This window comes from Corynebacterium flavescens (genome assembly GCF_008693105.1).
In the GTDB taxonomy this organism is placed as follows: Bacteria; Actinomycetota; Actinomycetes; order Mycobacteriales; family Mycobacteriaceae; genus Corynebacterium; species Corynebacterium flavescens.
The window spans coordinates 30,367-51,708 of record NZ_VXKK01000044.1; the positions used below are offsets into that span (position 1 = coordinate 30,367).

Annotated in this window: 22 protein-coding genes and 1 tRNA gene; 10 read left to right on the top strand and 13 right to left on the bottom strand. The window is 61.0% G+C overall.

Annotation, left to right across the window (positions count from 1 at the left end):
• Positions 1-35: 35 nt before the first annotated feature.
• Entirely contained in the window at positions 36-1,832 is a 1,797-nt protein-coding gene (locus tag F4V60_RS11590) for an alpha/beta-hydrolase family protein (protein WP_232315933.1), read from the top strand.
• Here the strand turns inward: F4V60_RS11590 and msrA are convergent.
• A complete protein-coding gene (gene msrA, locus F4V60_RS11595; protein ID WP_075730720.1) occupies positions 1,829-2,479 on the bottom strand; it encodes a peptide-methionine (S)-S-oxide reductase MsrA in 651 nt (216 codons plus the stop codon). The genes F4V60_RS11590 and msrA overlap by 4 nt on opposite strands.
• 225 nt (positions 2,480-2,704) lie before the next feature.
• Between msrA and F4V60_RS11600 the strand changes: the two genes are divergently transcribed.
• Both F4V60_RS11600 and F4V60_RS11605 read left to right on the top strand, forming a co-directional pair.
• Positions 2,705-3,307 carry a superoxide dismutase gene (locus F4V60_RS11600; RefSeq protein ID WP_075730721.1) on the top strand — a complete coding sequence of 201 codons (603 nt, stop codon included), beginning with the start codon at positions 2,705-2,707 and terminating at the stop codon, positions 3,305-3,307.
• A 266-nt stretch (positions 3,308-3,573) separates the two neighbouring features.
• On the top strand, positions 3,574-4,707 hold the full coding sequence (locus F4V60_RS11605; protein WP_075730722.1) for a serine hydrolase domain-containing protein: 1,134 nt from the start codon (positions 3,574-3,576) through the stop codon (positions 4,705-4,707).
• Positions 4,708-4,710: 3 nt separating this feature from the next.
• On the opposite strand, the gene F4V60_RS11610 is transcribed toward F4V60_RS11605, so the two are convergent.
• Complete coding sequence (locus F4V60_RS11610) at positions 4,711-5,586, bottom strand: LysR family transcriptional regulator (RefSeq protein WP_075730723.1); 876 nt, start codon at positions 5,584-5,586, stop codon at positions 4,711-4,713.
• 105 nt (positions 5,587-5,691) lie between these two features.
• On the opposite strand from F4V60_RS11610, the gene F4V60_RS11615 reads away from it, so the two are divergent.
• On the top strand, positions 5,692-6,843 hold the full coding sequence (locus F4V60_RS11615) for an MFS transporter (RefSeq protein WP_075730724.1): 1,152 nt from the start codon (positions 5,692-5,694) through the stop codon (positions 6,841-6,843).
• A 12-nt stretch (positions 6,844-6,855) separates the two neighbouring features.
• Here F4V60_RS11615 and F4V60_RS11620 read toward each other — a convergent pair whose 3' ends face one another.
• Positions 6,856-8,295: a TM0106 family RecB-like putative nuclease gene (locus tag F4V60_RS11620; protein WP_084559221.1), complete on the bottom strand. Its 1,440-nt coding sequence runs from the start codon at positions 8,293-8,295 to the stop codon at positions 6,856-6,858.
• A gap of 68 nt (positions 8,296-8,363) precedes the next feature.
• On the opposite strand from F4V60_RS11620, the gene F4V60_RS11625 reads away from it, so the two are divergent.
• On the top strand, positions 8,364-8,996 hold the full coding sequence (locus F4V60_RS11625; RefSeq protein WP_075730725.1) for a DUF6474 family protein: 633 nt from the start codon (positions 8,364-8,366) through the stop codon (positions 8,994-8,996).
• Here F4V60_RS11625 and F4V60_RS11630 read toward each other — a convergent pair.
• Positions 8,993-9,631 carry a response regulator gene (locus F4V60_RS11630; protein ID WP_075730726.1) on the bottom strand — a complete coding sequence of 213 codons (639 nt, stop codon included), beginning with the start codon at positions 9,629-9,631 and terminating at the stop codon, positions 8,993-8,995. The two genes, F4V60_RS11625 and F4V60_RS11630, sit on opposite strands and share 4 nt — an antisense overlap.
• Positions 9,632-9,671: 40 nt before the next feature.
• Positions 9,672-10,895: a sensor histidine kinase gene (locus F4V60_RS11635; protein WP_075730727.1), complete on the bottom strand. Its 1,224-nt coding sequence runs from the start codon at positions 10,893-10,895 to the stop codon at positions 9,672-9,674.
• On the opposite strand from F4V60_RS11635, the gene F4V60_RS11640 reads away from it, so the two are divergent.
• Positions 10,894-11,511: a DUF2020 domain-containing protein gene (locus F4V60_RS11640; protein ID WP_075730728.1), complete on the top strand. Its 618-nt coding sequence runs from the start codon at positions 10,894-10,896 to the stop codon at positions 11,509-11,511. The two genes, F4V60_RS11635 and F4V60_RS11640, sit on opposite strands and share 2 nt — an antisense overlap.
• Before the next feature lie 58 nt (positions 11,512-11,569).
• On the opposite strand, the gene F4V60_RS12575 is transcribed toward F4V60_RS11640, so the two are convergent.
• A complete protein-coding gene (locus F4V60_RS12575) occupies positions 11,570-11,722 on the bottom strand; it encodes a hypothetical protein (protein WP_170216856.1) in 153 nt (50 codons plus the stop codon).
• Positions 11,722-12,450, bottom strand: a complete 729-nt coding sequence (locus F4V60_RS11645) for a class E sortase (RefSeq protein WP_075730729.1) — start codon at positions 12,448-12,450, stop codon at positions 11,722-11,724. The genes F4V60_RS12575 and F4V60_RS11645 overlap by 1 nt, the downstream gene beginning before the upstream one ends.
• Before the next feature lie 59 nt (positions 12,451-12,509).
• Between F4V60_RS11645 and yidC the strand changes: the two genes are divergently transcribed.
• The gene (gene yidC / locus F4V60_RS11650; RefSeq protein ID WP_075730730.1) at positions 12,510-13,511 is read left to right on the top strand and encodes a membrane protein insertase YidC; all 1,002 of its coding nucleotides are present in this window, start codon (positions 12,510-12,512) and stop codon (positions 13,509-13,511) included.
• Here yidC and F4V60_RS11655 read toward each other — a convergent pair.
• The 3 genes from F4V60_RS11655 to F4V60_RS11665 all read right to left on the bottom strand — a co-directional run bounded on the left by F4V60_RS11655 (position 13,468) and on the right by F4V60_RS11665 (position 15,427).
• Positions 13,468-14,076, bottom strand: a complete 609-nt coding sequence (locus F4V60_RS11655; RefSeq protein ID WP_075731359.1) for a TetR/AcrR family transcriptional regulator — start codon at positions 14,074-14,076, stop codon at positions 13,468-13,470. The genes yidC and F4V60_RS11655 overlap by 44 nt on opposite strands.
• Before the next feature lie 71 nt (positions 14,077-14,147).
• The gene (locus F4V60_RS11660; RefSeq protein ID WP_075730731.1) at positions 14,148-14,411 is read right to left on the bottom strand and encodes a GlsB/YeaQ/YmgE family stress response membrane protein; all 264 of its coding nucleotides are present in this window, start codon (positions 14,409-14,411) and stop codon (positions 14,148-14,150) included.
• Between the two features lie 119 nt (positions 14,412-14,530).
• On the bottom strand, positions 14,531-15,427 hold the full coding sequence (locus F4V60_RS11665; protein WP_075730732.1) for a universal stress protein: 897 nt from the start codon (positions 15,425-15,427) through the stop codon (positions 14,531-14,533).
• A 122-nt stretch (positions 15,428-15,549) separates the two neighbouring features.
• Between F4V60_RS11665 and F4V60_RS11670 the strand changes: the two genes are divergently transcribed.
• A complete protein-coding gene (locus F4V60_RS11670) occupies positions 15,550-16,593 on the top strand; it encodes a pseudouridine synthase (protein ID WP_373862542.1) in 1,044 nt (347 codons plus the stop codon).
• Positions 16,594-16,805: 212 nt separating this feature from the next.
• On the opposite strand, the gene F4V60_RS11675 is transcribed toward F4V60_RS11670, so the two are convergent.
• Entirely contained in the window at positions 16,806-18,521 is a 1,716-nt protein-coding gene (locus F4V60_RS11675; protein ID WP_075730734.1) for a condensation domain-containing protein, read from the bottom strand.
• 52 nt (positions 18,522-18,573) lie between these two features.
• Here F4V60_RS11675 and F4V60_RS11680 point away from each other — a divergent pair, with 52 nt between their 5' ends.
• The gene (locus F4V60_RS11680; protein WP_075730735.1) at positions 18,574-19,377 is read left to right on the top strand and encodes an alpha/beta fold hydrolase; all 804 of its coding nucleotides are present in this window, start codon (positions 18,574-18,576) and stop codon (positions 19,375-19,377) included.
• Between the two features lie 194 nt (positions 19,378-19,571).
• On the opposite strand, the gene F4V60_RS11685 is transcribed toward F4V60_RS11680, so the two are convergent.
• Positions 19,572-19,647 (bottom strand) — tRNA-Ala (locus F4V60_RS11685).
• A 72-nt stretch (positions 19,648-19,719) separates the two neighbouring features.
• On the opposite strand from F4V60_RS11685, the gene F4V60_RS11690 reads away from it, so the two are divergent.
• On the top strand, positions 19,720-20,244 hold the full coding sequence (locus tag F4V60_RS11690) for a ClbS/DfsB family four-helix bundle protein (RefSeq protein WP_269747427.1): 525 nt from the start codon (positions 19,720-19,722) through the stop codon (positions 20,242-20,244).
• Positions 20,245-20,277: 33 nt separating this feature from the next.
• Here F4V60_RS11690 and F4V60_RS11695 read toward each other — a convergent pair whose 3' ends face one another.
• Positions 20,278-21,051, bottom strand: coding sequence for an IclR family transcriptional regulator (locus F4V60_RS11695; RefSeq protein ID WP_075730736.1), 774 nt, complete (start codon positions 21,049-21,051; stop codon positions 20,278-20,280).
• Between the last annotated feature and the right edge of the window lie 291 nt (positions 21,052-21,342).

Here is a 21,342-nt window from a genome sequence, read left to right on the forward strand (position 1 = left end):
CGCCTGCCCTGCACGCGGAGCGAGTTACTGGTTGAATGGCACTCATGCACTCCCTGGCCCGCAAGGTGCTGATTAAAGCACTGTCATCCGCACTTTTTGGACTCGAAGTGCTCAGTGATCTCACCCCTGGCCTGCGCATGACCGGACGCCGACGCCTCCCGCGCAACATGTCCGCCGGAATCTTGGGCGCTGAGGTTGCCACCTGGGCGGCCATCTCGCCCTCGTTGCTTCCCCGTCCGTGGTGGGTCACCGCCGCCAACGTCTCCATTGGCCAAGGAATAGGACACCTCGGAGCTACTGCGGCGGCGTTTTCGCTCAAGCGCTTCCTCCGCGCTGTCGGCAAGCGCCCGCAAGACCACGTCTCCGCGCGCTATCGCCGCGGCGCGCACCTCATCCTTGGCGCCGGAACCGTTATTTTTGCCGGCCTCTCCCTGCGCAACCAACGCCGCCAGGCCGCCTTGGTGGGACGCGACCTCGTGCGCGGACCGGCAACCGCTGCGGTGGGTTTGGCAGTGGGCACGGCCGGATATGGCGGACTCTTGCTGCTGGGCGAGCTCACCCAAGTGACCATCTCCTCTATCTCCCGCCGGCTCGGATCCTGGATTCCTGCAGGGATAGCCTGGCCGCTCGTGGCAGGTGGCCTGGCGCTGAGCTCGGTGGCCTTTTCTGATCGTGTGGTTCTGCGGCGCTGGCTACGCTCCGTGGCGCTCGACGCACAGCGCATCAACCGGCGCATCTTCCCCGGCACGATGATGCCCTGGGAACCAGAGCGCTCAGGCAGCCCCTGGTCGCATGAACGCTGGACTGCGCTGGGCCAACAGGGCCGGCGCTTCGTCTCCAACGGTCCGCGCGCCCACACCATCAAAGAGGTCATGGGATTCGACCACGCCCACGAACCCATCCGCATTTATGCAGGCCTCGTGCCGGGGCGTTCGGTGTACCAATCCGCGCAGCGCGTCATCTCCGAAATGGAGCGCACCGGCGCCTTCCGTCGCGACATCATCGTTATCCTCATGCCCGCCGGCTCCGGCTGGGTCAATAACTGGGGCGTATCCGGCTATGAGTTCCTCACTCGCGGCAACTGCGTGACCGTGTCCATGCAGTACTCTTATGCACCCTCGGTCTTCTCCTATGTCATTGATAAGAATGCCCCGAAGTTGGCCGCGCGCACGCTTATCGCCGCCATCCGGGAGGCCATGGAATCCCTGCCCGCAACGGATCGGCCCCGCCTCTACTTGGGTGGGGAATCCCTCGGCGCCTATGCCATTTTGGATAATTACCGCGATCTCGACGAACTCCTCGCCGATTGCAATGGTGCGGTATTTACTGGTCCGCCCAGCATGACGCGCTTTAACCAACGCTTAAACCGCGACCGCGATCCCGGTTCACTCGAGCGCCTCCCTGTGATCGACGGGGGCCGGCATGTGCGCTTCGTGTCCACGCCCGATCACACGCTTTACGACGCCTTTGGGACCAAGTACGCACACACCTGGCGCCGCCCGCGCATAATCATGGCCCAGCACGCTTCCGATGCCATTGTGTGGTGGAATCCCAAACTCATATTCTCGCCCCCCCATTGGATGCGCGAACCCCAGCCGCCGACACTTCACGCCGATACGCTGCGGCGTTTGGTCTGGGCTCCGCTTATCACCTTCTGGCAGATTGGCTTAGACCAGATCAACTCCCTCAACGTGCCCGGCGGGCACGGCCACAACTACTTCGAGGAAACATTCTGGTACTGGGACGCTGTCCTTGGCTCCCAATCGCAGGTGCGCCTCACCCAACAGCTGGCTGCCAGAATGACCCACTACCTGCGTCGCACGCAGTTTTAACCGCACTTAACCCCAGTACTGTGGTGCGGGCAGTAACCGTGCGGATTCTTGAAAAGATACTGCTGGTGCTCGTCCTCGGCCAGGTAATACTGCCCGGAATCGGTCTGTGAGAGCAGCTTGACCTCGGTGGTGGAATCGCCGTACCCGGACGCCCGCAGCTTCTGAGCATAGGAGTCCACCAGACTTTGTACTTCGGCGCGCTCGGCCTCGTCGTTGACGTAGAAAGCAGAGCGATATTGCGTGCCTACGTCATTGCCTTGGCGGAATCCCTGGGAGGGATCGTGGGCCTCAAGTGCTCGGACGACTAGATCGCGCAGCGAAACCTTGGCCGGATCGTAGACAACCTGCACCACCTCGGCGTGGTTAGTCATGCCCCCGCACACCTCATAATAAGTAGGGTTCGGCGTCGTTCCTCCGGCATAGCCCACCGAGGTCGACTCAACCCCCGGCATCTCCCAGAACAATTTCTCCGCACCCCAAAAACAACCTATGCCGAGAATGAGGGACTTTTGCCCCGGCTTCCACGGCCCAGTCACAGGGGTGCCCAATACTGCGTGCAGCTGTGGATCCAAGATTGGCTCGTCGCGTCCGGGCAGCGCTTTCTCGCGCGGAACTATCTTTGGCTCTGGCCTAAACATCCATGACATTAAAAGAAACCACCTTGAGTGCGATATTGGCGTTGCGTTGTTACGGCATTAGTGCGCCCTTATTGAGTCCCAACGCACAGAGATGACATTTGTTCCGTACGACTCTTTCCCTGCCCCCTTCTATTCAGGTAAACCCCCAGTGCTTTGCGCTACACGAATGCGATGTGTGCGAAAACTCTCAACCGTGCCTATCATTGGGCAACGTACCCAACGAAAGGACTAATAATGGCTGTATATGAACTTCCAGATCTTGACTACGCATTCGATGCACTCGAGCCACACATCTCCGCTGAGATCATGGAGCTGCACCACGACAAGCACCACGCAACCTACGTTGCTGGCGCTAACGCCGCCCTTGAAGCCCTCGAGGCTGAGCGCAACGGCGATGCCAACCCCGACCGCATCCGCGCTCTGTCCAAGAACCTTGCCTTCAACTTGGGTGGACATACCAACCACTCCATCTTCTGGAAGAATCTCTCCCCCAACGGTGGCGGCGAGCCCACCGGTGAACTGGCTGAGGCCATCGACCGGGACTTCGGTTCTTTTGAGAAGTTTAAGGCTCACTTCTCCGCTGTAGCGCTGGGTCTGCAGGGCTCCGGCTGGGCCGTACTCGGTTACGATCACATCGCTGGCCGCCTGCTCATTGAGCAGCTGACGGACCAGCAGGGCAACATCTCTGCGAACTTCACCCCGTTGCTCATGCTGGATATGTGGGAGCACGCCTTCTACCTCCAGTACAAGAACGTCAAGGCTGACTACGTCAAGGCCGTCTGGAACGTCTTCAACTGGGCTGATGTGGCAGAGCGCTTCGCCGCCGCCAGCAAGTAATTGCAGTAATTTCAGCTGAAGTAGCTTTATCACTATCGGTGTGGGGCGGGAACCGGATCTACCGGATTCCCGCCCCACACTTTTGTTATATGTGCAGCTTTCCGGATAGCGAGTGCCAAGACATTGCAGCTCAGCCATTTCTATTGTCTTATAGAAACTATTGAGGTGTAATACCTAGGTCATTTTCCGCTCTCCTAGAAAGCTCTATAGTGCCTAGAATCAGTAAGTCCTCTTGGAAGTTCTCCCGTGTATCACGCTCACAAACAGTGGTCGCGGGTATTTTGATAGTCGCCACCACTACACTTGGCGCACCCGCTGCATCGGCTTTAGGCCTTTCCAGTGGCAGTTCATCTTTAATCGGTTCAAGCTCTGTTCTGGGCGATGCCCAACACGCGGTCAACGAGGCGCAAATTGCCCAGATCCTAGAGAAGTACAATATTCCAGGTGCCCAAGTTGTACACCAAAAAGGCAGTGTGACCGATAGCTACGCTGTAGGAGTCGCCCGAAAAGACCTAGGAACTCCAGTGTCTGAAAACACTATGTTTCAAGCCGCATCCTTGACAAAGGTTGTCAGCACCTACGCTTTCCTCAAGCTCGTCGATGAGGGAAAACTCGACTTAGACACCCCCCTGTGGGATTACTATCAATCTCCTCGCATCGCGGGTAGTGCCGAAGCAAAGACCATCACTGCACGCATGGTTCTCAACCACACCACCGGGCTTCCCAACTGGGCCACCTCGCCCGGTGCCGAAGACTCAGCGCTCGTTCCGCAATGGACGCCAGGATCTAAGTTTGGTTACTCCGGAGATGCATTCTTCCTGCTGCAACAAGTAGTAGAGCACATGGAGAATAAAAACTTCGCAGACATACTCGACACCGAGGTATTCCGCCCCTTCAACATGGAACACTCTTCCTTAGTATTCCGTGAAGCAGATATCCCACTCATGACTGTGGGCCATAATGAGAATGGCGAACCAGGCAAGCTGAGCGAGTTCCGGCAAGGAAACGACGCTTATACCCTGCTTACCAGTGCAGATGACTACACTAAGTTCATCCAGCGGGCGATCATTTCTGGTGAGGGACTCTCGCCAGAAGTCCACCAAAAATGGCTTCAGGATTCTTCCGACGCTAATCAGACTCCCCCCAGCCCAGCGGATCCGTTCATCTCGTGGGGATTGGGAATAGGACTCGAGACCAGCGATCTAGGCCCAGCAGTCTGGCATTGGGGAGATAACGGTTCTCGGCGGGCCTTCTTCATAGCTTTCCCCGAGAGAAAGGAATCTGTTGCCATGTTCTGGAACAGCAGCAACGGGCAGAAGTCCGCAGAAGACCTACTGCAGCTCTTCCTTGGTAAGGGAGATTTCCATTCGACCGAATGGGTAAATGGAAATCCAGAGTAGTTTCTAGGAGACGAAGCCGCCGATGATGGCATCTCGCAGCTGGCGCACCGGCGGGGCATCGTCGGCTTTGCGCCAGATGAGGCCGAGCTCGCGATAGGCCGGGGGATCGAGCGGGATAAGGTTATCTACCTGTAGGTATGGGTCATCCAGTGGCAGCAAGGCGCAGCCTAATCCGGCAGAGACCAGTCCCGCCACGGTGGTCAGTTCCATCGACTCGAATACCAGCTTGGGGTTAAAGCCGGCGGAGGTGGCGAGGCCGTCGAGAAGCATTCGGGTACCATAGCCAGGCAACATGCCGATGAAGGCTTCCTCGGCAAAGTTCGCCAGCCGGGCCTTGGCTTGGCCTGCCGCCCAGTGTCCGTCGGGCACCGCGAGGCCCAGGCGCTGCAGTTTTATCTGGTGCCAGCCCAGGGCGGAGTCGGCATCGACGGGCCGCGGGCCAACGAGGGCAATATCGGACTCCCCCGCCACCACGCGCTCCTGTAGCTCCCGGGCTGCGCCCTGGTGGAGGCGGATGTCCACGCGCGGGTGAAGCTCGCGGTAGCTCTTGAGCAGATCGGGCACCATCCAGGTTCCCAGCGAGTGCATGAAATCGAGACGTACGGTTCCCCGCTCCGGATCCATGAGGCGGGAGACCGCGTCACGGGCGCGCTGCTGGGCGGCGAGCATAGCCTTCGCCGGCTCGAGGAAAGCCTGGCCGCGGGAGTTGGGAACGAGGCGGCGCCCGCTTCGCTCAAAGAGGGTGGCGCCGAGGTCCTTTTCAATGCGCTGCACCCGGCGGGTGAGCGCGGATTGCGATATCCCCAGCTCATCGGCCGCGGCCCCCACGAGGCCGACCTGCGCCACGGCGACCACGCCGCGGACATCCTCCAGGTTCATGGACACTCCTCAGTTAGATATTTCACTGCATTCATGCATATCGTGCATGAAGATTGTCGCTTTATTGCATTTTACACATGAGTGCGTGGGGGCAATGATGGTTCTATGACCAGAACCCGGCGCGCCACCATCGCGATGCTCTTTGTGGGACTAGCGATATTCTCCTGCCTCTATACCACGCAGGCCATGCTGCCCACGCTGGTAAAACAGCTGCACATGAGCTCCACGCAGGCGGCACTGACGGTTTCCGCGGCCACGGGGGCGCTGGCGCTGTGCGTGGTCCCGGCGTCGATCGCCTCCGAACGCTACGGGCGCGGGCGAGTGCTCATCATCTCCGCCATCGCCGCGACGGGCGTGGGCCTTATCGTGCCGCTGGCCCAGACGCCGCTGCAGCTCATTGTGCTGCGCGGGCTGCAGGGCGCGCTTCTGGCAGGGGCTCCGGCCACAGCGATGGCCTGGCTTTCTGAGGAGCTGGATTCCAAGGTCCTGCCGCGAGTCATGGGCATTTATATCGCCGGCACCTCCATCGGCGGCCTGAGCGGGCGCCTCATCCCCACAGGCGTCCTGGAATTCTCCACCTGGCGCTGGGCGCTCTTTGCCTCCGCGTGCGTATCGGCGCTCTTCGCCGTGGCCTGCATTCTCTTGCTCCCAGCCCAGCGCAATTTCCACCCCAAGGAGATTCACGTGCGCTCAGAATTGCGCGCGATCTTTGTCCACTGGCATGACCGGCGCCTCGCACCCCTTTTCATCGTGGCTTTCCTTTCCATGGGTGCCTTTGTCTCGCTCTACAACTTCCTCGGTTTCCGGCTCACCGAGCACTTCGGCCTCGCCCCCGCGCTGGCCGGATCGGTATTCTTGTTCTACCTCACCGGCACCTGGGCCTCAGCGCGCGCGGGAAGGCTGGTGAGCCGCCACGGGCATGGAACAACCCTTCTGGCAGCGTGTGTTCTGCTCGCTGTGGGCATCGCCTGCTGCATGGGGGGCATCGTCCTCACGCTTATCGGCATCGTCGCGCTGACCGTAGGCTTCTTCGCCGCCCATTCCACGGCATCGGGGTGGGTGAGCCACCTGGCCACCCACGATCGCGCGGAGGCCTCGAGCATGTACGTCTTCTGCTATTACCTGGGCTCGTCCATCTTGGGCGCTGTGGCGGGCGTGCTTTTCGACGCCTTCTCCTGGACCGGCTTCATCCTCTCCTACACCGCGGTGGCTCTGGCGCTGTGCGTGCTCGCCCTGACGATGCGCAAAGAGGCCTAGCCGCGCTCAGTCCTAGCCGCGCAGGGACCTAATCCCCGGCGCGCCGCGATCCATCCACTCGCGCACCACGCGGGTGGCCTGCACGTCACCGGAGTTGTACTCCAGCAGCTTGGCACGGCTTTCTGAATCCCCGGCGAGCGCGGCGCGACGGGCATTGACGGATTCCTCGCCGTCGAAGTCCTCCTGTGCCCAGTGGAAGCCCGCCACGGGCGCGACCTGCTTGAGGCCGAGCCCCATGGTGCCGGCGAAGTTGCGCTTAACGTGCAGGAAGAGGTCCACCCACTCCTTAGAGCCGATGAACTCCTCGACCTGGGCGAGGCTGGGTGAGTCAAAGCGCTGCGCGGACATGCGCATCCAGTGGTTCTCACCGTGGGCGGAATAGCAGTAGGCGGCAAAAGTCTTGCCCTGCGCGTGGGCGCCCGCGCGGATGCCCATGAGCCAATCCCAGAAGCGGGAGAAGTTCTCCGCCTCTGCCTTGCCACCCAGCGGCTCCCAGGTGACGAAGGGATGGTACTCGCCCTCGTACCACGCACCCCATAGGTATGCGCCCTGGTCGAGGTAGGCTTCCATGTCCACGTCGACTTCTACATCAGCGCGTGGCACAGATACCTTTCCGCGCCGCAGCAGCGGGATGCCCTCTCGCCACGCGGCCGCGAGGGCAGAGGTATCTCCCAAGCCGGCATCGATAAGCGCCTGCACCGTGTTGATGCCGCGCTCGCGCAGATCCGCGGCACGATCCCCGGGCAAGAAGAGCGAGATATCGTCGGCGGCACGCAGCTGCGGCTCGCAATACTGCCAGAAGCGACACGACGTGCACTCCTTGAGACGGACCGGCGCGCTGGGAAGCGGCTGCTCCAGCGGGGTATCGACGTCGAAGCGCGAGGTCTCGGTGAAAAAGGCCTGCGTGCGATCCTGCCCGATGATGCCCGCGTGGCCCGAGTATTGGCCTACGTGCTCCAGTCCACGCGCGGTCAGGGCTAGGCGGTAGCCGTCGACGGCGTGGTGGCGGATCTTGAATGGCGCCTCCATGGGCGCGCTCAGCCCCAGCCGGTGGGTGGGGACGACGAGGGTGCTATGGCGCTCGTTGCGCCGGGCCACGCGGTGGTTGGACACGATAACCGGGGTATAACCACCCTCCTCCTTGAGCAGGAGCTCGGCCTTGACCATCCACTCGCGCGTAGAGAAGACCGCGTTGGTGATGTGCGTGTAGCCAGCCGCGATGGCTTCTAAGGTGGCCAGCGAGCGCTCCCAATCATCCCCAACCAAGTCGATGCGGCGAAACCGGCCTGGCGCCTTGGCCGGGAGTGCGGCGAGGACTAGCTCCACGGCCGCGTCGTGGCGCTGCTTGCGTGCGAGCGAGGCGTGGGTGCGCGGGGTATCCGGATGCGCGCGGCGCTGCACGAGCCGGTAGCGACACCCCACCAGGTCCGAGGCTATGAGCACATCCTTCACACCGGGTGAGCATAGTAGAAGGGCAGGGTAATGTTGAATCGAGAATCAACGAACGTGAGGGAATATAGATGAGCATCATCAAGAAACTGCAAGAAGCCCGCGCCCATGCCCGCGCTGAGGCCAAGGCCGCCAAGCTGCGCACCAAGCTCGAGATGAAGGAGGCCTCCAAGTCCCGCATGCGGCAGCAAAAGCTGCTGGCCAGGCAGGAGAAGAACCTGCTCAAGACGGAGCAGAAGGGCCTGAAGACTAGGCGCAAGCACGAGTATAAGATGGCCAAGAATGAGCTCGATCGCCTGCGTCAGGGCCGGCTCAACTCCAGCAATATCAAGCGCTACGCCGGCGCCCTGCGCACAGCAGCGCCCTTGCTCCTGCCTCTCATCTACCGCGCAATAGTGTTCCTGCGCGAGGCCATGGAGCAGCGCCGCGCCCGCCAAGCTGGGGTCAGCGCGGATCAGCTCGCCGCCTTCGCGGGCCACGGCGCTTCTTTGCAGGCCCGCCTAGCCGGAATCCGCAATTCGCTCGAGGGCACGGGTATCCCCGCCGGCTTAAAGCGGGACGCACGCGAGCGCCTCGATGATCTCGAGGCCGCAGTGTCCAACGCCGAGTTCATGACGGATCAGCAGCGCCGCCGCGCGCACAAGGCCATTGAATCCGATATCGACGGCCTCACGGCTGAAATCCAGCAGCGTATCTCGCGCTAGAGCACGCCCTGCTCGCGGGCGGCGGCCACGGCCGAGGTGCGCGAGCGCACGCCCAGCTTGTCATAAATGTGCACGAGGTGGGACTTCACCGTGGCCTCCGAGAGCATGAGCTCTTGGCCAATCTCGCGGTTCGAGGCGCCGCCGGCCACCAGCTTGAGCACTTCTAGCTCGCGCGGGGTCAGAGAGGTACGCGGGGTGCGCACCCTAGTCATGAGCCTGTCCGCCACGATGGGGGAGAGCGCCGAATCACCGTCTGCCGCCGAGCGCACCGCGGCCACCAGCTCGGTGGGCGGGGCATCCTTGAGAAGGTAGCCCACCGCCCCGGCCTCGATGGCGCCGAGAATATCGGCGTCGGTATCGTAATTGGTCACCACGAGCACCTTCGGCGGATGCTCCATGCTGGATCGGATCTGGGCCGTAGCCTCAGCACCCCCCATGACGCGGGTTCCTTCGATGCCCGCCCCGAATCGCAGGTCCATGAGTACCACGTCGATTCCGCCGGCCTGAACTACGGAGACGGCAGCTTCAGCGGTCGCTGCTTCGCCGACGACCTCGATGTCTTCCGCCGCCTCTAGGACCGAGCGCAGCCCCAAGCGCACGATCTCGTGGTCATCAGCAAGCAGGACCTTAATCACGGCATTCCTCCTAAAGTCAGTACATCTATCATCCAAAAGTTTAATCTACATTGTTCGCTAAGGGCATACTAACGGAGACCGCCGTGCCGCTACCCGGCGCGGATTCGATGATGACCTTGCCGCCTAGCTCCTCCGCGCGCCTGCTCATCGCCGCCAGCCCGATGTGCCCCAGCCCGGCCGGGCGCGACTCCACCGCCGCCACGTCGAAGCCTTCCCCGTTATCGACCACGTCCATGCGCACCTCGTCCACGCCATAGGTCAGGGTAATTCGCGCGCGCGTTGCCCCCGCATGCTTGACGACGTTGCCCACCGCACCCTGGGCAATCCGCAGCAGCGCCGCCTCCACCTTCATGGGCAGCGCCACCGCCTCGCCCTCCGAGTCGACCTCCACCTGAAAGCTCGAGGTGGAGGCGAAGTTGCGGGCCATGCGCTCTAGGGCGCCCTCGAGGGAGGCGTCGGCAAGCGCGGCAGGCTGCAAAGCGGCGATCATGGCGCGCGCCTCGTGCAGGTTATCCGCCGCCGTGGTGCGCGCAAGCTCGATGCGCTCGCGTGCCTTATCAATGCCGGCAGAGTCCGCAGCCGCTCCAGCAGCGCTGCCCTCAGCGCCCTTCCCCTCGGCGCTATCAAGATCGCGGTCTGCGGCGTAGAGCAACATCTGTATCGAGGACAGCCCCTGGGCCACCGTGTCATGAATCTCGTGGGCGATGCGCTGGCGCTCAGCAATCATCCCCGCGTCGCGCTCCGTGGCCGCCAGCTGCGAGCGGGTCTCCATCAACTCCGCATTCATGCGCGCCAGCGCCCGGAAGGCAAAGAAGATGGCCACCGTGACCAGCGCCGACACCGCCGGTCCCATGACACCGCCAAAAGTAACGCCCTTGGGTATCTGGACCGCGACCGAGATGAGCGTGGCCACCACGACGAAGACGGAGCCCACGCCAATGTCTAGAACGTAGAGGTAGAGAAAGAATAGGGCAAAGACCAAGTAGATGGCCGCAGGAGTGACCATCGTATCCGCCACCCAGATGATGCTTAAGATGATGAGCCACAGATACGCTGCCGGCCGCGGCCACGTCTCAACGTAGATGGATCCGCTGATATAGACCACGGCGAAGGCCGCGAGCAACACGAGGTTGAGGACTGCCTGCGCCACCGGCAGGCCCACCGAGGTGAGAATGGCCACCACGAGCAAAGTCGCGGTGAGGATATGAATCCCGTTGCGAAATGCCTCAGTATCGACACTGTGCTGGACTACTCTTGGCTTCATGCGCAAAAGCCTACTTCCCCTCCTCTTGCCCTGTCTCCTCGCCACCACCGTGGCACTCGGCGCATGTTCCCCGCAGCCCTCAGAGAAGAAGGAACCCGCACCCGCGGCGGAGGGCGCCGGAGATCCCGCAGCCTCCGCAGCAACGGACACCGGTGCCGATAGCGCCGATGCAGACAACGCCACCGCAGCCGCGGAGCAAGGGCTACCTGCCACCGAGGGCGCACAAGTCAACGAGTGGACGAGCTGCCCCTACCTGGACTCGCAGTGGGTGGCAGACACCAATGGGCAGCGCCTGACCACGCAGGGAATTGATACCCGCTTCGACCCACCTGCCTGCGTATTCTGGTCCTACCCCGACGCCCCACAGATCACGGTCATCGTGCGGCACATGCCCAGCGTGGAGGAGGCCCGCGCAGTGGTGGACTGGGCGGCGCCCATTGACTCCACCGAGCCCGCCGACTTCGAGGGCTGGACCGGTGGGCGCGGCGTTTTTAGTGATAGCTCGGTCTACGCCGTGCAGAAGGATGACTACGCCGTTGCCGTGTGGACTAACCAGCAACAAACGCTCAAGGCAGAGCTCATCGCCAAGGAGGCAATCAGCAACCTCAAGCTCTAAGCTCTCGGCCCTAGCCTCTAGGCGCTAGCTCTGCGCTGTGCGCTCTAGACTGAGCCTCTCAGACTGCGACGTCGCTATAGGGCATGAGCGTGGATACCCAAGGGAATACCACGTCCATGAGCAGGAAGAACACGCCAACCGCGATGGCCAGCGCCAACAGTGCCTTAACTGGTACGGGACCCGGCAAGAGATTCCACAGCGCGCGATACATTAGTTCTCCTCCAATACGGGCGGGGTTTGCCCCGGCACCTTCGGCTCGTGTGACACTCCCATGGCGTGCACGATCATGCGCTCCGCGTTTGAGAAACGCGGGTGGCAGGTGGTCAGGGTCAACAGCCCCTCGCTCGCGGGCACGTCGGACTCGGGTATCGGCTTGGTTACTCCGACATCACCCGGCACGGTGATATGCCTTCCGACGACGGATTGATACTCCGGCTTAGCCATCTGCTCAGGGCTAAAGCAGTCCGCCGGGGCACCGGCAACGGGAAGCACACGGTAGGTGATCCACTCGTTCTGCGTCTCCACGACAATCGCGTCACAGGTGGACAGGTTATCTAGATCATTAAAAGGTGCGCCCTTGCCCACGCGGTGCCCGGCGACCGCGAAGTTACCTATCTCCCCCGGCATCTGCGAATCGACGTAGCGCCCTGGCCCGCGCAAAAGATCATCCTCGTCCGTGCCTTCCACGATGGCAAAGTTGAAGTCCGAGCCGAAGGCCGGGATATACATGCGCGCAAAGGCCTCACCCATTTCTGGATGCAGCTTGGCACGCGGATTGTGCCATTCCTGCTCGAGGTTCTCCTTAGCGTGCTCTTGGAGTTTATTTGATTCTATGTTGGTCCAATAGGACTCATAAAAAGTAAAAAGCAGGAGAATAACTCCCACCGTAAGCAGCAATTCCCCCACAACGTGACTGAAACTCACCCGGGATTTTTTCATGGAATTTAGCTTAATAGATGTAAGGTAGTAAGGCCCCATCAGCCTGCAAAAGGAAGCTCATGCTCACTATTTTCATGTACCCGGTATCCGGCATCATGAAGCTCTGGCACCTGCTCATTGCGAACCTCGTCGATGATTCGGTGGGATGGCTGATCTCCATTGTCTTGCTCGTGCTCACAGTCCGGGGGCTCATCGCGCCCCTGAACTGGATTTCGGTGCGCTCGGCCCGCCTGGCTGTGCTCATGCGCCCGCGCAACCGCGACATCGACCAGCGCATCGAGAAGGCCACCACCGCTGAGGAGATGGCGGCGCTGATGCGCGAGCGCGAGGAACTAGCTAAGGAATTTGGCTATCGCCCGGCTGCAGGCTGCGTCCCGCCGCTCATCATGATTCCGGTGTTCATTGGCTTGTACCAGGTCCTTCTGCGGATGGCCCGAGTTAATATGCACGTTGATTCCATTGGGCTGCTCAACCCGCAGGACATTGCCTCTTTCCGCGCATCAACGTTTCTTGGTGTCCCCATTACGGACTTCGCCCGTGACCACTTCTCCTTGATCACCCCGCTGCTTATCGCGGCCATCGCATTCACCGTGATCAATACCGGCATCTCTATCTTCCGCGGTTTTCTCACCACCCAATTTGATCAGAAGGCGAATCGACGGATCTTCTGGTTCATGCTCGCCGTCTTGTTCTTCGTGCCCTGGCTGCTGTGGCACGTGGCCCAGACCGGCCCGATTCCGGTGGCGATCATCTTCTACTGGGGCTGTGCCTACTTGTTCTCGCTCGTGCAGACCATCGTCTTCGAGCTCATCATGCTCAAGCGTTACCCTTTGCCCGATCTGGTGCACGAGCTGCGCCGTGAGAGCATCACTCGCTGGCGCAACAAGGAAAGCACGCCGAAGTTGAGCCGCGAGCAAAAGAAGGAAAAGGCCCTCTTACAGGTCGAGGCGCGCAAGATACTGCGAGAGGCAAAGACCGCGGCTAAGCAGGAGACTAAGACAGAGGTTCAGACAGAGCCTAAATTGAATAATCCGCCGGAGGAGCCGAAAGCATCTGATTAGCTAGGTCGCGGGCAGTGCGCAGCGGGGCGACGTCCCTTTCAACTCGGGCGCCGGCCATCCCTCCGTCGAGGAAGATGAGCATCTGGCTGGCCTGGGAGGATGAAGGATAGCCGTTTTTCGCCGTTAAGAGCGCAGTCATGGTGGAGTGGACCCAGTTGCGGTGCGCCAGACAGGCGTCGACGATTCCACGCTCCGAATCCGTTTCGGGGCGCGGGTACTCACCGGCTGCGTTGAGGAAGTGGGAGCCGCGGAACTCCATCTGTGGCTGTTCTTCGATGGCCTTGTCAAAGAAGGCGAGAAGCTTCTGCTCGGGGTCCATCATCCGCGCGGTGCGCTCTTCCCAGTCCTTGCGGTACTTCTCATCCAGGTTCTCGACATAGGCGATGACGAGGGAATCCTTAGAACCAAACAGGGAGTAGAGCGAAGCTTTCGCAACATCAGCCTCGCGGAGGATACGGTCAATTCCAATGACACGAATACCCTCGGTGCTAAAAAGATTAGTCGCCGACTCAAGGAGGCGGCTGCGGGGGCTGGGCCGGTTACGGCGCGACTTCTTCTCAGGCACGGACATCACACTCCTAAAACGACAAAACCGATTCATCTCCACAATATAGACAAACCGGTATGTACGCTAATTTACTGCTTAGCCTTACCCTTTACTAGGCCGACTAGCCAGAGCAGGATACAGGCGCCGATGGTGGCCGTGATGATCATCAGGATCCAGCTGTTTCCAGTCGAACCATTAAGAAAGCCGAGCAGTCCGCCGCCGATAATGCCGCCGATAACACCCACTATCAAGTTAGTAACGAGGCCTTGATCGCGCTTCATAATCTTACCTGCGAGCCAGCCAGCAATGAGGCCAACAACAATTGAGCCAACGAATCCGAGTCCTAGTCCCATAATGCTTACTCCTTCACTTAGGTTTTCTTTCTACCCTCTCCATGGTGTCACCATCATGGAGAAATGGCTAGGGCGCCCAGCCTTTGTTACTGGACGCCCACCGAAACGTTAGCGAATGGTTACTTCGAATCGGGACGAACAACCATCATGGGGCAGGGAGCCGCCTGCAACAGCGCGCGGGAGGTGGAGCCCAAGAGCATTCCCTTGAAGCCGCCCCGGCCGTGGGAACCCACGACCAAGAGCTGGGCGCCTTCAGCAGCGTCAGCCAAGGCGCGTACCGGGCGATCGCGGGCGATGATCTTCTTCACCTTGACCTCAGGGTACTTCTCCTGGAACTCGCTCAAGCGGCTGGTGAGCAACTCACCCTGCTCGCGCTCGATCTCCGCCCACTCGGCCTGTGCGGCGGCGAGGCCAGCCAACGATGCCTGTACCTGCATATCCATCCAGGTGTGCACGGCGATGAGCTCGGCACCGCGCGCCTGCGCCTCACGGAAAGCATAATCCGTGGCCTTGTGGGAGACCTCGGAGCCATCCACGCCGACGACGACGGGGCCGTACTTGGTGGATTCGGTCACGGGGTTGTCCTCACGGACAACGACTACCGGGCAAGAAGCATGAGCCACGACGGATGCGGAAACAGAACCCATCACCATGCCGGATAGGCCGCCCATGCCGCGGGAACCCATAACAATCATGGTGACGTCCTTGGACATCTCCAGCAACATGTCAATAGGGGAACCCTCAGCCACGGTGTGACCAATCTTGATCTCAGGGGCGATCTCGTGAGCTACGGCGCGAGCCTCATCGATCTTTTCCAGAGTTTCCGCCTGCAAGTCATCAAAAAGCTCCTTGGGCGGAACCATGCCCTCCGCATAAAGGAACTGCGGCATGGTGTAGCTCGCGGCGATGCGCAGCGGGATACCGCGCTTGAGGGCGGTATTAGCCGCCCAACGAACAGCATTCTTTGAAGCGTCAGAGCCATCTACAGCAACGACGACGATGTCTTCCTTAGCCATGATATGTCCTTTCAGGTGATTATACCATTTAGTCTAGTACGTACTAGCCTACGATGTCAGGGGTAGCGGCGTCCGCATTAGAGGGGAAAAGCACACTGTAGAAGAACTCCAAATTTGAGAAAATCACAGCACCGATACCATCAGAGAAAAACGCCACCAACGGCGTGAGTAGAGAGTCAAGATCCATGGGGCGTAGCTTAATACACATGCGAAAGGACTTCAGGCCTTTGCCTATTAAGGATGGCCTCAACCCCACTCGCGTGCGTACACCCGTGGCCGGCCTTAACGCCTGGGACTTCCTCGATGGCGTCATTTCCACCCAGCGTCACCGCCACCCCAGCGACGATGCTGCGGCCCTGCACGCCCGCTTCGCCGCGGGCGAAGTGGTCTTGCGTGACACGACCGTGCTGCGCCCCGATTCCATCCTGCCGCAGGGCGCTGACGTTTACTTTTATCGCATGCCCGCCCCGGAAACCCCCGTCCCCTACGACATCCCCGTGGTCTTTGAGGACGAGGACATCCTCGTCGTCGACAAGCCGCCGTTTATGGCCACGATGCCCCGTGCGCGCCACATCATGCAGACCGCCACGGTTCAGCTCCGGCGCAGCACCGGCAACAATGAGCTCTCGCCCGCACACCGCCTAGACCGCCTAACCTCCGGGATTTTGCTTTTTACCAAAAGGCGCGAAGTTCGCGGCGCCTATCAGACGCTTTTTGCCGCGCGCCAGGTCCAGAAAACCTATGAGGCGATAGCCGCCCTTTCCCCCTTCTCCACCCCCGTGCAGTGGCACTCGCACATGACCAAAACCCCGGGCGAAATCCAGGGCCGGCTTGGCGAAGGCCCTCCCAACGCCCACACCACCCTCCTCGATGTGGCACCGCTGGGCTCAGAAGAGACGGCCGCCTATGAAAGCGTGCACGGACCCCAACCGCCGCTCGGGCGCTACCGCCTACAGCCTCACACCGGCAAAACGCATCAACTGCGCCTGCACATGTGGGAGGCGGGAGTCCCCATCTTGGGCGACCCCGTCTACCCAGTTATTTTCCCCGCCGAGGCCGAGGACATGAACGTGCCCATGCATCTGAGCTCTGTGCGCCTCGAGTTCATTGACCCGCTCTCGGGGAAAGCACGAGACTTTCACTCCCGGCGAAAGCTCATGGCCTAAGACTCCCTCGTGGGGATAAGGTGTTCGTCCATTCTCAGCAGCTGTACCCGGAGCACAACTGGTGTTCGCCGCACACCGCGGCTGTTTTAGGGGGGAGGTTTCGAGCCCGTTGATTACCGGCTTCATCTGCGTTATCCCCGTTTCATCCTGGCAGGAGAAGGTAGACCAGCGCAAGGAATCCCTTGGAACGCGCCCACCTATGAGCGTGCGGGCTACAAGGTCCGCTCCAGCTGAATCCGCGGCCCTGAATACCCAGATGCACGGATATGCGCGGTGATTTCGGGGGCGTCGGTGATGATCTGCGCAGCCCGTGCGCCCCTGGCGGCCCCATGCACATGCGCCCAAGTCAGCATCGGGGACACGAGGGCCGCATCGGTCACCGCGAGATTGGCGATGTTGAGGCGCGTGGCGCCGCCATCATCTAATCCGGGCATGATCGTTAGCCGCATGGTGCCTACGATCGCATCGTCCTCATCGCGCACAACAGCGAGATAGTTCGCGGCGTTGATGTCCATGACATGAAAAGCGGATTCATAATCGTGCAGTGGTGCCGGGTTCGGCGTGAGCAATGCGATGATGGCGGGCAAATCCTCCCGGGCGGCACGCTGCACGCGGTATTTCCGCGCCCCTAGGCTAAACTGTGAGCCCGCGGAGCGACGGGCGGTGTCCTGCATGAGTCCAACCAAGTCGTCGAGCCAGGAACCCACATTCTCCCGTGCCTCAAGGGTGTCGGGGTAGCGGCAGCGCAGGTGGGCACCGGAGTCGTCGATAATGAACCAGACCATCACACCGTCAGTGCGCATGGCTGCACTGACGTACTGCGCCTCAAGCCCGATATCGTCAATACTTACCGGCAGGCGTCGTAGATCCAACCAGGATACGGCGAACATGCCCGGGGTATCAGGCATACCATCCCAGGGTGCGAGCACATCCTCAAGCGGCCAGGCCCCCAGCCGAATCGCCTCTTTCACGGCGTCAGCGGCATCGCCGGGTTCTGAGGAGTTGACCTCGAGAATGGAGTTGGTGATGAACCACCCCACGGAGTCGTGCCACTCCCGGTCAAAGCGGCTGTGCACCGGAAACAGCGCGCGCAGCGGGGTGCTGACGCGTTCCCTCGTCACCGCGGCCATGAGCGAGATGGTCAGTGCGAGGGTGGACACACCAAGTAAGCGTGCATGGGCGGCAAAGGTGGCGATGTCATCGACGGTGAACACCTCACGAACCTCCACCCGCTCCGGGTGGTGTCCGGGCTCGCCAAGTGGAAGCGGGAACCGTGGCATGACGCCACCCCCGGCGTCAATAATGTCGCGCCAGCGCTGCCGGATCGATTCCGGCGCGGGTTCGCGGTTCCTCAGAAGCCGGGTGTGCTCGGCAAAGGGCGGCGGGGTGGCCGCAGGCAGCTCCGTGCCATTCAACTCGGCGAGCAGGTCGCGGACGAGGACTAGCATGGACCACATATCCACGTGGGAGTGATCGCTAGCGATGACCAGAGTAGGGCGTTGAGCCGTCTCCGTAATGCACAGGAGGTATGAGGGACGACCGAAGGACACACAGTGAGTATCCAGAACCTCGCGGAATAAATCACGCATGGACTGCCCCGGTCGGGTCACATGTTGAGTCCACTCACCGCCGGTGACCTCGGTGTCAAGGAGGATCACCTCTCCGTCTGGACCATGGTCGAAGACCGTGCGCAGGGTTCCGTGCCGTTCAATGACCGCGCGCCACGCCTCGGCAAGCCGGTCTCGGTCCACCGGTGCGGGCAAGCGCATACTCATGGCCATCCAGCTTCCCGGACGGTTACCGGCCGAGACATGTCTGGCCTGATCAAAGGAGACGGGAGATCTCGTCCCCGTCGGCTCCACCGTCACCTGGTAGCTGCGCAGCGGGCCGAAAGGTAGCCTTAAGTGGGTGACGTGGGTGAGCCTCATGGCGGTATCCTAACGCAGAAGCAGTGCCATCGAAGATGTTAGGAGAGATCCCATGTCGACGTTTTCCCTTCCCGGTGCCAGGCTCGCCACTTACTTCAGTGATGAGCATGGGCATCCCGTTGTTCAGCTCCATGGGCTCACCTCCAGCAGGGAGCGCGACCGCCTGCTCGACCTCGATCTCGGGCGGGGGCTCAGTGGCACGAGGCTGCTGCGTTACGACGCCCGGGGCCACGGGCAGTCCACGGGCGGGATGGACCCGGAGGACTACACGTGGCCGCAGCTGGCCACCGACCTTCTCGCTCTCCTCGATGCCTTCTTTCCCGGCGAACAGGTCCACGGTGTGGGGCCCTCAATGGGCTGCGCCACCCTCCTACACGCCGCCGTGCGTGATCCGGGCAGATTCAGCGGGCTGACTCTCATGCTCCCACCGACGGCGTGGGAAACCCGCACTGCCCAGGCCGCTGACTACGAGGCTAGGGCCCGGTTCATCGAGGAGCAGGGGATGGAAAGATTCCTCCAAGCAGATGCGATGGCCGCGCCTCCGCCCGCCACCGTCGGACGTCCTGCGACCGTGCCCGACATCTCTGCGGAACTTCTCGTCCCCGCCTACCGCGGCGCGGCTCGGAGCAACCTTCCGACACGGGAGGATCTCACCACGCTGACCATGCCCGTGACCATCCTGTGCTGGACCGACGATCCGGGGCACCCGGTGTCGACAGCGGTTGATTTGGCCACCATCTTCCCCATGGCGCGGCTGTATATAGCGACCGCACCGCAGGAGGTCGCACGGTGGCCCGAGGTCCTCGCGGAGGACGTGGTGAGGGACACTAATATGGTCGCTCCACCACACCTGTGACCTCGGTGAATGTCAGGGGACAGATTAAATTGCACGTTTAGGGCCACGTAATTTACACGGCCTAGGAATTCTTTTACCGTCTTGTTTCTAGGTCTGAAATGCAAATCCGGCAGCCACTGTTCTCAGAACAGAAACTGCCGGATTTGTCCACCATGTCGCGACTCATATGTCAACGATGACGCGACTGAGGACACTGGTGGAGCATAGGGGAATCGAACCCCTGACCTTTGCATTGCGAACGCAACGCTCTACCAACTGAGCTAATGCCCCAATGAGAAAAAGGGTACTCTCATTGCCTAAACAATGAAAATCACGGTGGCGGTGACGGAGACGTCGCCAAGCATGCCGAGAACTGAGGCATACGTGGCTGTTCCTGCTTCGAAGACTGAGCTATTGGCGGCGATAGACAAGACCTTCACACGTCTTGAGGACGACCTCGACCGAGTTCCCTTCAGCGCGACACGAGAGTTGGTGCTTGAGGGCCACGTGAAGGGCACCCGGATGAGCCCAGCGGATCTGCTGGCATACCTGATTGGCTGGAACGAACAGGTTCTTACGTGGCATAGGCGCCGGGCCGAGGGGCTTTCGGATGAGCTTCCTGCCCCGGGCATCAAATGGAACCAGCTAGGGGTGCTTGCGCAACGCTTCTACCAGGAGCATGAGGGCGACACATGGGAGGAACTACGCGGGCAATTGCGTGATCTAAAAGGACGCATTGTCTCCTTGATCGAGGGATACTCTGACACCGAGTTATACGCCCAACCTTGGTACGGCAAGTGGACGATGGGACGCATGATCTCCCTCAATACCTCCTCGCCCTATAGCAATGCTCGGGGCCGCATCCGGGCCTGGTTGCGCACCCTGTAGCGAGGTGTGCCGCTGGAACCCGCATCGGTGCGCCTAAGGGCCCAACGGGCCGGCTTTGCCCGCTGCTATTTTGAGCAGCTCCTGATGGACGGCGTGGGCAGTGCGCAGGAGCAGCCCGCCGGTGTCTTCCTTGTGCGCGCGCAAGCGTGAGGTGGGACCGGATACGTTGATGGCGCCGACGATGGTGCCGAAGGAATCGCGCACTGGGACGCCGATGGAGGTCAAGCCGATCTCTACTTCCTCGGAAGCCACGGAGTAGCCGCGTTCGCGTTCATTGCGTAGCCGCTCGAGCAGCGTGGAAAGATCACCTGGGGTGCGCGTGCCGTATTCGGATCGCCCGATGTCGCGACGGGTAAGAAAGTCGACCTCCTCATCAGCAGAATCGAAAAGGAGAGCGCGCCCGGAAGCGGTGCAATGCAAGGGCGAGCGACGCCCCACCCATCCACCGGCTTGGAGCGATTGGTGGGACTTCTCCCGCAGGATCGTCAGGGATTGTGTTGACTCTTGGACGGACAGTAGCGCCCCCTCGCCGGTATATGCCACGAGCTTGCGCAAGGCCGGCACGCACACGCGAGCCAGGACGTTATTGCCCGCTGAGCCCGCGAGGACCCGCAGGCCCCAAGCCAGGGTATAGCGTTTGCTCTGGGGATCTTGGACCACCAATCCGCCTTGTTCCATGGATTTGAGCATGCGCGAGACCTGGGTCTTTTCCCGCCCCACCGCGCGCGCCAGTTCGGATACTGAGCGCGGTTCGCCGTTGGCTTTGAAAGCAAAAAGTAGTGCGGCTACCCGCTCCGCAACAGCCATAACAGGGCTCCTTTTTGTTGCATTTTAAGCAACTATTTAGGCCGGCATTCCCTATCAGGCCTTGTGAAGGAAAATTACCGGTGCAATTTAAGCAACCGGTATTGCAATTATAAACCTAGCGGACTTATCAGTTTTTTGTAAGTTGAGTCACTTCCAGACAAGAGTGAAGTGCCCCGGGTTTTGTTCCTAGGCATTTGCCTTGATTTCCATTATTGCCTGTGGCAAGTTCTGCTTCCAAAATTCGGTTTCCACCTCGGCTGGGGTTCGGTATCCCAGGCTTTGGTGGAGCCT